Source organism: Xanthobacter albus, from assembly GCF_043194895.2.
Lineage (GTDB): Bacteria > Pseudomonadota > Alphaproteobacteria > Rhizobiales > Xanthobacteraceae > Xanthobacter.
In genome coordinates this window covers 4279284-4292945 of the sequence record NZ_CM195532.1, presented here as the reverse complement: position 1 = coordinate 4292945, position 13662 = coordinate 4279284, and the positions used below count along the sequence as shown (strand labels likewise).

The following is a 13662-nucleotide window of genomic DNA, read 5'->3' as shown; positions in this document are numbered from 1 at the left end:
GTGCCTCAGCGCTTGCCGCGCGGGGCCGCGGGGCGGCCGCCGCCCTTGCCGGGGCCGCCCGCGCGGGGGGCCTTGCCGAAGGGCTTGCCGCCCTTGAAGCCGCCGGGCCGCGCGCCATCCTTGGCCGCGCCGCGCGGGCCGCCCTTGAAGCCTTCCTTCGGCGGCCCCCGGCGCTCCTGCCGGTCACCGAAGCTCTTGTTTCCGAAGCTCTTGCCCCCGAAGTTCTTGCCGCGTGGCGCGCCCTCGCCGCCCTCGGAACGCCCGGAGAAGCCGGTGCCGCGCGGCCCGCGCTCGCCCTCGGCGCGATCACGGAAGCCGCCGCCGAATCCGCCCTTGCCGTGCGCCGGCCGGCGGTTCTCGCCGCCCTCGCCGAAGCCGCGCCCCGGCCGGTCCTCACGCTTGCGGAAATCGTCGCGCCGCTCGCCGTCGCGCGGACGGAAGCCGCGCTCGCCTTCGGCACGATCACGGAAGCCGCCGCCGAATCCGCCCTTGCCATGCGCCGGCCGGCGGTTCTCGCCGCCCTCGCCGAAGCTGCGCCCCGGCCGATCCTCGCGCTTGCGGAAATCGTCGCGCCGCTCGCCGTCGCGCGGGCGGAAGCCGCGCTCGCCCTCGGCACGATCACGGAAGCCGCCGCCGAATCCGCCCTTGCCGTGCGCCGGCCGGCGGTTCTCGCCGCCCTCGCCGAAGCTGCGCCCCGGCCGGTCGTCACGCTTGCGGAAATCGTCGCGCCGCTCGCCGTCGCGCGGACGGAAGCCGCGCTCGCCTTCGGCGCGCTTGCCGAATCCGCCGCCGAACCCGCCCTTGCCGTGGCGCGGGCGGTCCTCCTCGAACCGGCGCGGCGCGCCTTCGCCGCGCGGGCGGCGGGGCCGTTCATCACCCTCGCGGAAGGGCGCGCGGCCCTCCTCCTCGAAGCGCCGGCTGCCGGCGGGACGCCCGAAGCCCCTGCCGTCGCGCGCGGGCCGCTCGTCCGGCCGGGCGGCGAGGCGTTCCACCTTCACGGCGCGTCCCTTGCGGTCAGCCACCGTGCCGCGGCTCTCCAGCGCGCCATCCTCGGCGATGCGGCGGCGCGTCCTGGGGCCGGCGGGGCGGAACTCGTCGCGCACCTGGCCTTCATTGCGCACCTGGCCTTCGGCCGCGCTGGCCCTGGTGGCGGCGCGCTCGGCCCGGTCCTCGGCCATGCGGGCGGCGAGGCGGCGGGCGGCATCAGGCTCCTGCTCGATCTCGCGCTCCACCACGGGGCCCTCGAAATCGGCCCCGGCGGCGGCGGCCAGCTCGGCGCCGATCTGCTCCTTGAGCACGCGGGTGCGCACCTCGTCGATGCCGCACTCGGGGATCTCGCCGAGCTGGAACGGCCCGTAGGAGACGCGGATGAGCCGGTTCACCTTGAGCCCGAGGGCGCCGAGCACGTTGCGCACCTCGCGGTTCTTGCCCTCGCGCAGGGAGACGGTGATCCAGGCGTTGGCGCCCTGGACGCGGTCGAGCTCGGCCTCGATGGGGCCGTACTCCACGCCGTCCACGGTGATGCCCTTGATGAGGGTGTCGAGCTTGGCCTGGTCGATCTCGCCATTGGCGCGCACGCGGTAGCGGCGCAGCCAGCCGGTCTCGGGCAGCTCCAGCACGCGGGCGAGGCCGCCGTCGTTGGTGAGCAGCAGCAGGCCTTCCGAATTGAGATCGAGCCGCCCGACGCTGACGAGGCGCGGCAGGCCCTGGGGCAGGATCTCGAACAGGGTGGCGCGGCCTTCCGGGTCGCGGTTGGTGGTCACCACGCCGCGCGGCTTGTGGTAGATGAAGAGGCGGGTACGCTCCTTCTCGGGCAGCGGCGCGCCGTCCACCGTGATCTTGTCCTTCGCCGTCACGGTCACGGCGGGGCTGGTGAGCACCTCGCCGTTCACGGCGATGCGCCCTTCTGCGATCCATTCCTCGATCTCGCGGCGCGAGGCGAGGCCGGCGCGGGCCACGACCTTGGCGATGCGCTCCGCCTCCTTCTTCGGGGCGGCGGGCAGCTCGCGCTTGAGGCGCGGAACGTTGTTCTTGTCCTTGCGGGGCGGTGTGGTGCGCGGCATCTGCTGAATCGAATATGTCCGTTCGGCAGGGCTCGGCGCGAAGCCCTGCCGAACGGACACCCTGCATCTGATTGTTGGAGACGAATGGCGATATGTCCCCGGCCGCGTGCGGCAAGGGACCTTTCCTTCCGCCTCTAGCACACCAATTGTGGCGCGGCGAGCGCCGGGTGCGCTTTTCGCGTTTCGTTGATCGGCGCGAATGTGCCAGATAGGCGCTCCGCCGCATTTTCATCGCGCGCACTGCCGTTCGCCCGAAGATGCTCACGGCGCGCAGAGCAAGACCACGGCCACGGGACGCACATGTCGGGAACCTTCATGCAGATGGCGCTCAACGAGGCGCGCGCGGCCGCCGAGCGCGGCGAGGTGCCGGTGGGCGCGGTGCTGGTGCGCGGCACCGAGGTGCTCGCCCGCGACGGCAACCGCACCCGCGAGCTGAACGACCCCACGGCCCATGCGGAGATGCTGGTGATCCGCGCAGCGGGAGCGCGGCTGAAATCCGAGCGGCTGATGAACTGCGACCTCTACGTGACGCTGGAGCCGTGCGCCATGTGCGCCGGCGCCGCCTCGTTCGGGCGGCTCAGGCGCATCTATTTCGGCGCGTCCGATCCCAAGGGCGGGGCGGTGGAGAACGGCCCGCGCTTCTTCTCCCAGCCCACCTGCCACCATGCGCCGGAAGTGTACGGCGGCATCGCCGAGCGGCAGGCGGCGGAGGTGCTGCGCGCCTTCTTCCAGGACCGGCGCTGAGAGACGCGGGGCCCGGATTTCCGTGCGGCGTCGGGTCTTCCCGCGTGCGCAAGGAGCGGGCGCGCGCCGGGGTCGCTCCGCAAGGTGCAGCTTGGCAAGGGATCGCCGGGCAAGGGCGGCTGGGCAGGTGGCGGGTTGGCTGGCCCGGCCTGGGAGTGAGGCGCTGCCGTATCCCAAGCGGATGGGGGCGGCCGCGCCCGGGGCCACGGGCGCGGCGTCCATTCGAGGGTGAAACGCCGGCAGGCGACCGGGCGGGCCGCCGGCGCAGGTGTGGCGCCGGCCGGCTCCAGGCCCTGCCGCGCGGCTCCTTTCCTATCCTCCGCAGCCCGTCCGTTGCCGGCGCGTCTTCACGGGCGGAAAGGGCGCGCGCTCCAAGCTCCCGGCTCAAAGCGCGCTGCCCCTGCCGCAAGCTTCCGGCCCCGTCGGTCCTGTCTGCCGCGCGCCCGCCTCCTCCGGGCGGGCGCGGGGGCCTCTCACGCGGAGGCGGCGTCGCGGCGGGCCGCCGCGCGGGCGCAGGCGGTCGCCAGGGCGGCGTCATACTCGCGCGCGAGGCGGGCGCACAGCTCGGCCGCGGGCGGGATGTCGGCGACGGAGCCCACCCCATGGCCGGCGGACCACACGTCGCGCCAGGCCTTGGCCTCGTTCGCCATGTCGAGCCCACCGTGCTTCTGCAGGTTGGCCGGATCGAGCCCCGCGCGCAGGATGGAGGGCTTGAGGAAATTGGCGTTCACGCCCGAGATGGCATCCGTGTAGACGATGTCCTCGGCGGCGGAGCCGAGCATCATCTCCTTGAATTCCTGCGCCGCGAGGCTCTCCTGCGTGGCGATGAAGCGGGTGCCGAGATAGGCGAGGTCCGCGCCCATCACCTGCGCCGCTGCGATGTGCGCGCCGGTGGAGATGGCGCCCGAGAGCACCAGCGTGCCCGTGAAGAAGCGCCGGATCTCCCCGACCAGGGCGAACGGGCTCAGCGTGCCGGCATGGCCGCCGGCGCCGGCGCACACGGCGATGATGCCGTCCGCGCCCGCCGAGATGGCCTTTTCCGCGTGGCGGCGGCTGATGACGTCGTGGAACACGAGCCCGCCGTAGGAATGCACCGCCTCCACCACCTCGCGCACCGCGCCCAGGGAGGTGATGACCAGCGGCACCTTCTTCTCCACCGTCACCTTGAGGTCGGCTTCGAGGCGCGCGTTGGACTTGTGGACGATGAGATTGACGCCGAACGGCGCGGCACCGGCATAAGCGGCGTTGCGGGCGCAGATGTCGTCGAGCCAGTCGCGGTAGAGGTCGGTGGTGCGGGCGTTGAGGGCGGGGAAGGTGCCGAGGATGCCGCCCCGGCAGGTCTGCGCCACCAGGTCCGGCCCCGAGACCAGGAACATGGGCGCGGCGATGGCCGGCACCGCGAGCCGGCCGAGAAGGTTGGCCACCGTGGCGGGGGCACAAGCGGGCGTATCGAGCATGGGGTGTCCTCCATCCGCCGTCCTGGCGGGGCCTGTGGACCGGCCGCGGCCTTCTGCGCGCCGCTCCGCGCTGCGGCGGGATCGTCCCGCCGGCGCGCGCCGGATGCCGGAGTTGACCTATAGGTGAACCGCCTGTCAATTCGGTTCACCCGTGCCGGGGGGCGCCGAAGCGGCCAAGAGATGTCGTCTTGGAGGTGTCATCGTAATGCTGCGGATGCGGCGCCCTTGCTATCGTGCAGGCGTGGCGCGGGTGGATCGGAGCGGGCGTGTGATTCGAGCGGGCGGGAGCGAAGCGGTGGCGGGGAAGGTCTTCGGGGCGCCGGGGCGGGGCGCGCGGGCATTGCGCGCGGCCGGGGCGCTCTGGCGCCTCGCGCTCGCGCTGCCGCTGGCGCTCCTTCTTGCCCTCTCCGTGGCGGGGACGGCGGGCGCGCAGGAGGGCCCGAACCTCTCCAATCCCCTCGACCCCCTCGACACGTCGAGCCCCAGCGCGACCTTCCAGTCCTTCCTGCAGGAGAGCCGCCGGCTCGAGGCGCAGTATCTCGACTATGCGGCCCACAAGACGCGCGAGAAGGAGCTGGCCCTGGCGGCCACCGTGCTGCGCGCCCGCCGGCTGTTCGATCTCGCGCCCCTGCCGCCGGCGATCCGCGACAAGGTGGCGAGCGCGGCCATCACCTATCTTGTCGACATCCTCGCCCGCCTGCCAGAGGTGCCAGCCGACGAGATTCCCGGCGCCCCCGGCCGGGACTGGGGCAAGCTGCCGGAGAAATGGGACATTCCCGGCACCGATATCCAGATCGCCCGCGTGGCGGGCGGCCCGCGCGCCGGCGAATACCTGTTCACCGCCGCCAGCCTGGAAGACCTGCCGCAATACCACGCCCTCATCATCGGCCGGCCGCCGCTGCGCCCCTCGGCATTCCAGAGCTGGCATCATGTGCAGGTGAACTTCACGGGGCCGCTCTTCCCCGAGGGCCTGGAGAAGTGGCTGCCGCCCGCGGCTTCCTATCCGGTGCTCGACACGCCGGCGTGGAAGGCGGCCCTTTCGGTGGCGCTGGCGGGGGCGGTGCTCCTCGCTGGCGCCCTGTGGGCACGGCTGGCGCGGCGGGCCGGGCACGGGGGCGGGCGGGTGCGGCAGCTGGCATGGCGGCTCTCCACCCCGCTGGCGGTCATCCTGCTCTATCTGGCGGCGGTGGTCTTCATCCGCCTGCAGATCCACCCCTCGGGGCGGTTCTCCGTGGCGGAGAGCATCTTCTCCACCCTGGTGGTCTACACGGCCGGGGCGTGGCTGGCGTGGAACGCCTGCTTCCTGGCGGCGGAGGCCATCATCGCCTCCCCCCGCATCCCCGACAACAGCTATGACGCCCACCTGCTGCGCCTCGCCGCGCGGCTCGGCGGGGTGGTGGCGGTGGGCGCCGTGCTGCTCTACGGCGCGAACAACATCGGCATTCCCGCGCTGGGGCTGGTGGCGGGCCTGGGGGTGGGTGGCGTCGCGGTGGCGCTCGCCTCCCAGTCCACGCTGGAGAACCTGATCGGCGGGCTCTCCATCTTCGCGGACCGGCCGTTCCGGATGGGCGACACCATCCGCTTCGAGGGCCAGTTCGCGCAGGTCGAGGCGGTGGGCCCGCGTTCCACCCGCATCCGCGCCCTGGACGGCACCTTGTTCACGGTGCCCAACGGGGACTTCGCCAAGCGGCACATCATCAACGTCTCCCTGCGCCGCGAGTGCCTGTTCAAGCATGAACTGGGCCTGCGCTACGAGACCTCGCCCGAGCAGCTGCGCTGGCTGCTGCGGGAGCTGCGCGGGCTGCTCGCCGCCCATCCCATGGTGGAGCAGACTCCCGGCCGCTCCTGGGCGGCGCTGACGGGGCTCGGCGACAGCGCCTTCACCATCGAGGTGAAGGCCCATGTGCGCACCGGCGATTTCGCGCAGTTCCTGGTGGTGCAGGAGCAACTGCTGTTCGAGATCGTGCGCCTGGTGGAGGCGGCGGGCAGCGGCCTCGCCTTTCCGAGCCGGACCGCCTACCTCGCCCGCGATGCCGGCCTCGACGCGGAGGCGCGGGCGCGCATCCTGCGGGAGATGGCGGTGGAGGTGCCTGAGGACGGGCTGTCCGGGCGCGCCTGAGGCCGCCGGGCACGGGCGGCGGCGAGGGCCTTGACTCCCTCCGCAGGTTCCGGAATCTATCTAGAACAAACAGGGAACAAGAGGCGGAAGAACCGTCATGACTTCTCCGCATGCACCCCGCACCGCGGCCGATCTCGCACGCCTGCGCGGCCTCATCGCCACCATCGAGCATGGCGGCGGAATGGAGGGGAAGGGGAGCGGGATGCCATCCGCCGGGGCGCTGCCGGGTGAGGACGGAGGTGTTCCTGGGACCGGGGCCGCCGGTCTGCCGGGGGTGTCCGCAGGCGGGCCGCCGGGCGCTCGGGTCTCCGGTCTGGCGGAGCCCGCGCCGCCGCGCCTCCGCCTGGGGGCGCCGCGGGTGGATGAGGCCCTCGGCGGCGGCCTCCTGTGCGGGGCGCTGCACGAGGCGGCGGGAACGCCGGGGGAGGAGGGCGCGCTCAGCGCCTTCGTCCTGGGCCTTGCCGCGCGGGCCGTGGCGCGGCTGCGGCGGCCTGTGCTGCTGGTGCGGCAGGAGATGGCGGAGTGGGAGGCGGGCCGGCTCCACGGGCCGGGGCTCGCGGCCTTCGGCCTGCCGCCGGAGGCGCTGCTGCTGGTGCGCGTGCGCAAGCCGCAGGACGTGCTGTTCGTGATGGAGGAGGGGTTGAGATGCGCCGGCTTGTCCGCGGTCCTGGGGGAGTTCCTGTCGCCGGTGCCCGAGGCGCTCACCGCCACCCGGCGCCTGTCCCTCGCCGTGCGCGGTTCCGAGCGGTTGGGGCTCGTCTGGCGCCACAAGGCGGACCCCGCCCCCTGCGCCGCCCTTACCCGCTGGCGCATCTCCGCGCTGCCGAGCCCGGCGGCGGACGGGCTCGGCGGCCTTGGCGCGCCGCGCTTTTCCGCCCGCCTCGCGCGCAACCGCTTCGGCCCCGTGGGAACGTGGCCGCTCACCTTTCACGCCGGGCTGTTCCTGCCGGCGCCGGACGGGAACGCGGGCGGGGAGGACGGCCATGAACGTCACGATGAGCACCACGAGGAGCACCATGGGCAAGACCGCGCCGGAGCGGCGCTATCTCAGCCTCGCCCTGCCACGCTTCGCCACGGATCTCGTCGCGCGGCGGATGTCGCCTGAGGCGCGGGCCTGCCCGCGCGTGGTGGTGGCCATGGAGAAGGGGGTGCTGCGGCTCGCCGCCGTCAATGCGCCCGCGGCGGCATTGGGGCTCGCCCCCGGCCTGCCCCTGGCCGATGCGCGCGCCCGCCACCCCGCCCTGGAGGTGAGCGAGGCCGAGCCGGACGAGGCCGCGCGCATGCTGGCCCGCCTCGCCGACGCCTGCGAGCGCTACACGCCCCTGGTTTCCCTCGACGGCGCGGACGGGCTCATGCTCGACGTCACAGGCTGCGCCCACCTGTTCGGCGGGGAGGAGGGGCTGGTGCGCGATCTCCTGCGGCGGGTGGCGGCGGCGGGCTTCACGGGGCGGGCGGCGCTCGCCGCCACCGGCGGGGCGGCCTTCGCCCTCGCCCGCTTCGCTCCCGGCCGGGGCGGGGTGGTGGTGCCGGCGGAGGAAGACCTTTCCGCTTTGCTCGCGCCCCTGCCGCCCGACGCCCTCCGCCTCGACGGGCCGGCGGTGGAGGCGCTGGCGCGGCTCGGCTTCCGGCGGGTGGGCGACCTCTTCGGCAAGCCGCGCGCCCCGCTCGCCGCCCGCTTCGGGATGGACCTGCTGCGGCGGCTCGACGAGGCCCTGGGCCATGTTCCCACGGCGGTGGACTACCGCTTTCCCCCGCCCGTCTTCTGCGCCGAGCGCATCCTGGCCGAGCCGGTGGAGCGGGTGGAGGACGTGCTGGGCCTCGCCGCCCACCTCGCCGGCACCCTCGCCGGGGCCATGGAGCGGCATGGGGCGGGGGCGCGGCGGCTCGACCTCGCCCTGTTCCGGGTGGACGGGAAGGTGACGCGCCTTTCCATCGGCACCAGCCGTCCGCTGCGCGACCCGGAGGTGGTGCGCCGCCTGTTCGCGGAGAAGGTGGCCGCTTTGTCCAGCCTCGATCCCGGCTTCGGCTTCGAGCTGGTGCGCCTCGCCGTGCGCGAGGCGGCGCCGCTCGATATCCGCCAGGAGGGGTTCGGCGCGGACGAGGACTGGGCCGGCGCCCTGGACGCCCTGGTGGACCGGCTCGCCACCCGCTTCGGGACGGAACGGGTGCTGCGCCTGGAGCTTCAGGATCGCCACATGCCCGAGCACGCCTGCCGGGAGGTGCCGGCACAGGGCATGCGCGGCTGGGCCGGCGCCGTCCCGGCTCTCGCGGCGTGCGCGCCGGGGATGGCGGCACCGGAGGGATTTCGGGCGCCGTCCCTCCCGGAGGCGGCCCGGCCGGTTCCGCGGAAGGTCCTTTCCGCCTCGCACGGGCCGGATGGGATGAAGCCGGCGCCGGCCGCGCGCGCAAAGCCCGTGCCGGGGGGGATGGCGCGGCAGCCCCTTGCCGTGGAGGTTGCGGATGGCTCTCCGGAGGGCGCCGGGCGGGAGCCGGCGCCGGCGTTTCGGGAGGAGCGCGCCGGAGCGCCGCCGGCGGATGCGTCCGTTCTCCCTTTCCAGCCCTCGTCCGGGAGCGGGCGGGTGAGTGCCGCCGTGCCGGATGAGGCTCCCTTCCATGTGCGCGCAGGCGTCCACGCGGGGGAGGGGGCATCGGGGCGCGTGGCGGCATCGGACGTGCGCAGGGCCGTGGAGCCGCCGTTCCCGCCGGTGGCGGAGAGCGCCCCCGTGGTCCGGCGGGATCCTGAGAGGCCGGCCGGACACGCCGGGGCGGGGCGGGGCGTTCTCCATGGCGGGGCCGTCGGTTCGGATGCGCACGCGCCCCTTCCGCCGGTCGATGGCGCCCTTCCGGCTTCCCGCCCTCCATCCGCGCGCGGAAGCGATGCCGCGACGGCGGACCGTGCCACGTTCGGGCCGTGGGCATTGGACCGCCCGGTGCAGCGGGATCTTTTTTCCCCTTTGCGGGAGAAGGGCGGACGCCGGCTGTTCCCGGAAGGTGGAACGGGCGCTGCGCCAGAGCATGCGCGTGGGCTCATGCCGGGCGCGGGTGGGGCGCCCGAGCCGATGGAGGGCCACGCCGGGCCTGAAGACGGAGCGAAGCCGGCGCGCGCGGGGATGCGGGACACCGGGGGGAAGGCTGCCGCACGGGGGCGGCGGGATGAGGCCGGAGGGAGGGAGGCCCGCCCGGTCCTGGACGACGCGCCCGATCTCGCCGGCCCGGCGCGGCCGCTGCGCCTGCTGGAGAGGCCGGAGCCGGTGGAGGCGGTGGCGGAGGTGCCCGACGGGCCGCCCATCCGCTTCCGCTGGCGCCGGGTGAGCCACATCGTGGCGCGGGCGGAAGGGCCGGAGCGCATCGCCGCCGAGTGGTGGCGCTCCGGCGCCGATTTGCCCGCCCGCGACTATTTCCGGGTGGAGACCCTCTCCGGCCAGCGCTTCTGGCTGTTCCGCGCCGGCCTCTACGGGGCGCAGGCGGGCGGGCCGGCCTGGTTCCTCCACGGCCTGTTCGGGTGATGCCCATGACCCCGTCCTGTCCTCCGGAGCCCGGACCCGCGATGTTCCCGCGCCTGCCGGAGCGCCGCCCGGCGCCGCGCGCCTCCGCTGCGCCGCCGCCGTTCGTGGAGCTGGCCGTCACCACCAATTTCTCCTTTCTGCGGGGCGGCTCGCACCCTGAGGAATATGTGGCGGCGGCGGAAGCGCTGGGCCATCGCGGCATCGGCATCGCCGACCGCAACACCCTGGCCGGGGTGGTGCGCGCCCATGCCAAGGCCCGGGCGCAGGGCTTCCCGCTGGCAGTGGGCGCGCGGCTGGCGTTCGCCGACGGCACGCCCGACATCCTCGCCTATCCCAGGGACCGGGCCGCCTACGGCCGCCTGTGCCGCCTGCTCACCACCGGCAACATGCGGGCGGAGAAGGGCGACTGCATCCTTGTCCTCGACGACCTGCTCGAGTGGGCCGAGGGGCTGAACCTGGCGGTGATGCCACCGCGCCGCCTGCCGGAGGGCTTCGCGCCCTTCCTCTCCCGCCTTGGAGAGGCGGCGCCGGGCCGCCTCTGGCTCGCCGCGCCCATCGCCTTCCGGGGCGACGACGCCCGCCGCCTCGCCCGGCTGAGGATGGTGGGGGAGGTGGCGCGCGTTCCGCTCCTCGCCACCCTCGACGCGCTCTACCATGATGCCGATCGCCGCCCCCTGCAGGATGTGCTGACCGCCATTCGCGCGCACGTGACCCTCGACGCGGCGGGCACGCGCCTCGCCGCCAATGCGGAACGGCACCTGAAGCCGGCGGCGGAGATGGCCCGCCTCTACCGCGCCCTGCCGGGTGCGGTGGAGGAGACCTGCGCTTTCTTCTCCAGCCTCGGCTTCTCCCTGGACCAGCTGGAGCCCAGCTACCCGCGCGAGACGCGGGACGGCTTCGCGAGTCCCCAGGCGGCGCTGGAGGCCCTCGCCTGGGCGGGGGCGCACGCCCATTACCCCGAAGGCGTGCCGGACAAGGTGATCCGCTCCCTCGACCACGAGCTGGACCTCATCGGCAGGCTTTCCTACGCGCCCTATTTTCTCACCGTGCACGAGATCGTCGGCTTCGCGCGAGGCGAGGGCATCCTGTGCCAGGGGCGCGGCTCAGCGGCCAATTCGGCGGTGTGCTTCTGCCTCGGCATCACCGACGTGGACCCCATGAAGACCGAGCTGCTGTTCGAGCGCTTCATCTCGGAGGAGCGCGGCGAGCCGCCGGACATCGACATCGATTTCGAGCATGAGCGGCGCGGCGAGGTGCTCGCCTTCATCTACCGCCGCTACGGGGCCGCCCATGCGGGGCTCGCCGCCACCACCACCACCTACCGCTCGCGCTCGGCGGTGCGGGAGGTGGGCAAGGTGTTCGGCCTTTCGGAGGATCTGCTGGGGGCGCTCGCCGGCACCATCTGGGGCTGGTCCTCCGGCGGGGTGAATGCGGAGGAGGCGCGCCGGCTCGGCCTCGACCCCGACGAGCCGCGGCTCGCCCGCGTGCTGGAGCTGACGAAGGCGCTCATCGGCTTTCCGCGCCATCTCTCCCAGCACGTGGGCGGCATGGTGGTGACCCACGAGCGGCTCGACGAGACCGTGCCGCTGACGCGTTCCGCCATGGAGGAGCGGCCCATCATCGAGTGGAACAAGGACGACCTGGAAACCGTCGGCCTGCTCAAGGTGGACATCCTGGCCCTGGGCATGCTGACGGCGCTCAAGAAGTGCTTCGGCCTGCTCCAGGCGCATTACGGGATCGAGATGACGCGCATCGGCGACGCCCCGTCCGACGACGGGCGCGTCTATGCCATGCTGCAGCGGGCGGACTCCATCGGCGTGTTCCAGGTGGAGAGCCGGGCCCAGCAGACCATGCTGCCGCGCCTCCGGCCCGAGCGCTTCGAGGACCTGGTGGTGGAAGTGGCCATCGTGCGGCCCGGCCCCATCCAGGGCGGCATGGTGCATCCCTATCTTCGGCGCCGGCAGGGGCTCGATGCGGTGGATTATCCCTCCGAGGCGCTGAGGGAGGTGCTGGAATCCACCCTCGGCGTGCCGCTGTTCCAGGAGCAGGCCATGCAGATCGCCATGGTCGGCGCCGGCTTCTCGGCGGGGGAGGCGGACGCGCTCCGGCGCGCCATGGCCACCTTCAAGCGGGTGGGCACCATCGGCACCTTCCACGAGAAGCTCCTCTCGGGCATGCTGCGGAACGGCTACACGCGCGATTTCGCCGAGAGCCTGTGGAAGCAGATCGAGGGCTTCGGCTCCTACGGTTTCCCGCGCTCCCATGCGCAGAGCTTCGCCCTCATCGTCGCCTGCTCGGCCTGGCTGAAGTGCCATTATCCCGATGTGTTCGCGGCCGGGCTCATGAATGCCTGGCCCATGGGCTTTTACGCTCCCGCCCAATTGGTGCGCGATGCGGGCGAGCACGGGGTGGAGGCGCGCGCCGTGGATGTGAACGCCTCCATCTGGGATCATACGCTGGAAAAGGGCGAGGCCCCCGCCGCCGCGCGCCTTGATCCGCGCCACGGTGACATGGCGGGGGATATCCGCGCCACCCACGCCCTGCGTCTCGGCTTCCGCCAGGTGGAGGGGCTCCGGCAGGAGGAGATGGAGCGCCTCGTCGCGCGGCGCGGGGCGGGCTACGATTCCGTGCGCGACCTGTGGCTGCGCACCGCCCTTCCCCCCGCCACCCTGGAGAAGCTCGCCGACGCGGATGCCTTCCGCGCCCTCGGCCTCGACCGGCGGGCCGCGCTGTGGGCGGTGCGCGGCCTGCGCCGTGCCGGCGACAAGGACGACCTGCCCCTGTTCCGCGCCGGCCCGCCCGGCCCCGCGCGGGAGGCGGAGGTGGATCTGCCGGCGCTGCCGCCGGGGGCCCAGGTGGTGGCGGATTATCGCCACATGAAGCTCTCCCTGAAGGCCCATCCGCTCGCCTTCCTGCGCGGCGAGCTTCAGCGGCGGGGGGTGACGCCCGCCGTCGACCTGCCAGGCATGGCGAGCGGCCGCAGGCTCTCCCTCGCCGGACTGGTGCTGGTGCGCCAGCGGCCGGGCACGGCGAGCGGCGTCATCTTCATGACCCTGGAGGACGAGGGGGCCTGGGCCAATGTGGTGGTCTGGCCACGGGTGTTCGAGGCGTTCCGCCCGCAGGTGATGGGCGCGCGGCTGGTGATGGTGCGCGGCCGGCTGCAGAACGAGCAGGGCGTGATCCACCTGATGGCGGAACGTCTGGAGGATTGGGGCCACCTGCTGGAGCGCCTGGGCGAGAGGAGCGCGCCCGGCGCGGCGCGCACCGCTGCGGCCGGGGACGATCCGGGCACGGCGATGCCGCAAGGCCACAATTTTCACTGAGGCCGGAGCGTTTCCCGGTTTCATGGAATCGGGGAAGCACCCCGGAGTCTTGAGTTGACGCGTTTTCTTCAGGCGAACCGGCTTCCACTTCGCCTGAAAGCGCTCCAAAGGCCCGTGGGCTTTCTCACGGACCGCCCATGAACACGTTCCGTGGGCTGCTGGACGCGCCGCCGCCTGGCGTATGAGCGCCCAGCCTGGCGCCGGTCAAAGGCCTGGGCCGAAGCGATGAGGCGCCCGAAGGCGCGAGTTTTCGAGGGCAGGAATTTTCAAAATGAGGATATCTTTTTCCTGAAGAGAAAAATAGGCTAAGCCCATGGGTGCGGCGTTTCCATCGGCCGCCTTCGCGCCGCGGAGGTCGGGGGCCGGTGCCGGGCCGCCTCGCTCCCGTGCCCGGACGGCGTGCCGTCCGCTCATCGTCCTCCGGCCCCGGCCGGTCGCGTCAGGCCTGGA

At 73.5% G+C, this 13662-nt stretch carries 7 protein-coding genes; 5 read left to right on the top strand and 2 right to left on the bottom strand.

Annotated features, from left to right (window positions below; genetic code table 11):
- Positions 1-5: 5 nt before the first annotated feature.
- On the bottom strand, positions 6-2063 hold the full coding sequence (locus V5F75_RS19075) for a pseudouridine synthase (RefSeq protein ID WP_394035098.1): 2058 nt from the start codon (positions 2061-2063) through the stop codon (positions 6-8).
- A gap of 300 nt (positions 2064-2363) precedes the next feature.
- Here V5F75_RS19075 and V5F75_RS19070 point away from each other — a divergent pair, with 300 nt between their 5' ends.
- Entirely contained in the window at positions 2364-2807 is a 444-nt protein-coding gene (locus V5F75_RS19070; RefSeq protein ID WP_394035097.1) for a nucleoside deaminase, read from the top strand.
- A 473-nt stretch (positions 2808-3280) separates the two neighbouring features.
- On the opposite strand, the gene V5F75_RS19065 is transcribed toward V5F75_RS19070, so the two are convergent.
- A complete protein-coding gene (locus V5F75_RS19065; protein ID WP_394035096.1) occupies positions 3281-4264 on the bottom strand; it encodes an NAD(P)H-dependent flavin oxidoreductase in 984 nt (327 codons plus the stop codon).
- Positions 4265-4559: 295 nt separating this feature from the next.
- On the opposite strand from V5F75_RS19065, the gene V5F75_RS19060 reads away from it, so the two are divergent.
- The 4 genes from V5F75_RS19060 to V5F75_RS19045 all read left to right on the top strand — a co-directional run bounded on the left by V5F75_RS19060 (position 4560) and on the right by V5F75_RS19045 (position 13212).
- The gene (locus V5F75_RS19060; RefSeq protein WP_394035095.1) at positions 4560-6383 is read left to right on the top strand and encodes a mechanosensitive ion channel family protein; all 1824 of its coding nucleotides are present in this window, start codon (positions 4560-4562) and stop codon (positions 6381-6383) included.
- Between the two features lie 358 nt (positions 6384-6741).
- Positions 6742-7488, top strand: coding sequence for an ImuA family protein (locus V5F75_RS19055; protein WP_394035094.1), 747 nt, complete (start codon positions 6742-6744; stop codon positions 7486-7488).
- On the top strand, positions 7379-9889 hold the full coding sequence (locus V5F75_RS19050) for a Y-family DNA polymerase (protein WP_394035228.1): 2511 nt from the start codon (positions 7379-7381) through the stop codon (positions 9887-9889). The genes V5F75_RS19055 and V5F75_RS19050 overlap by 110 nt, the downstream gene beginning before the upstream one ends.
- A gap of 41 nt (positions 9890-9930) precedes the next feature.
- Entirely contained in the window at positions 9931-13212 is a 3282-nt protein-coding gene (locus tag V5F75_RS19045; protein WP_394035093.1) for an error-prone DNA polymerase, read from the top strand.
- Positions 13213-13662: the final 450 nt, after the last annotated feature.

What these genes read in the sequence shown, in the direction of transcription:
- V5F75_RS19045 (WP_394035093.1), top strand. Translation starts at nt 9,931, where the DNA reads ATGTTCCCGCGCCTGCCGGAGCGCCGCCCGGCGCCGCGCGCCTCCGCT.
- V5F75_RS19065 (WP_394035096.1), bottom strand. Translation starts at nt 4,264, where the DNA reads ATGCTCGATACGCCCGCTTGTGCCCCCGCCACGGTGGCCAACCTTCTC.
- V5F75_RS19050 (WP_394035228.1), top strand. Translation starts at nt 7,379, where the DNA reads ATGAGCACCACGAGGAGCACCATGGGCAAGACCGCGCCGGAGCGGCGC.
- V5F75_RS19075 (WP_394035098.1), bottom strand. Translation starts at nt 2,063, where the DNA reads ATGCCGCGCACCACACCGCCCCGCAAGGACAAGAACAACGTTCCGCGC.
- V5F75_RS19070 (WP_394035097.1), top strand. Translation starts at nt 2,364, where the DNA reads ATGTCGGGAACCTTCATGCAGATGGCGCTCAACGAGGCGCGCGCGGCC.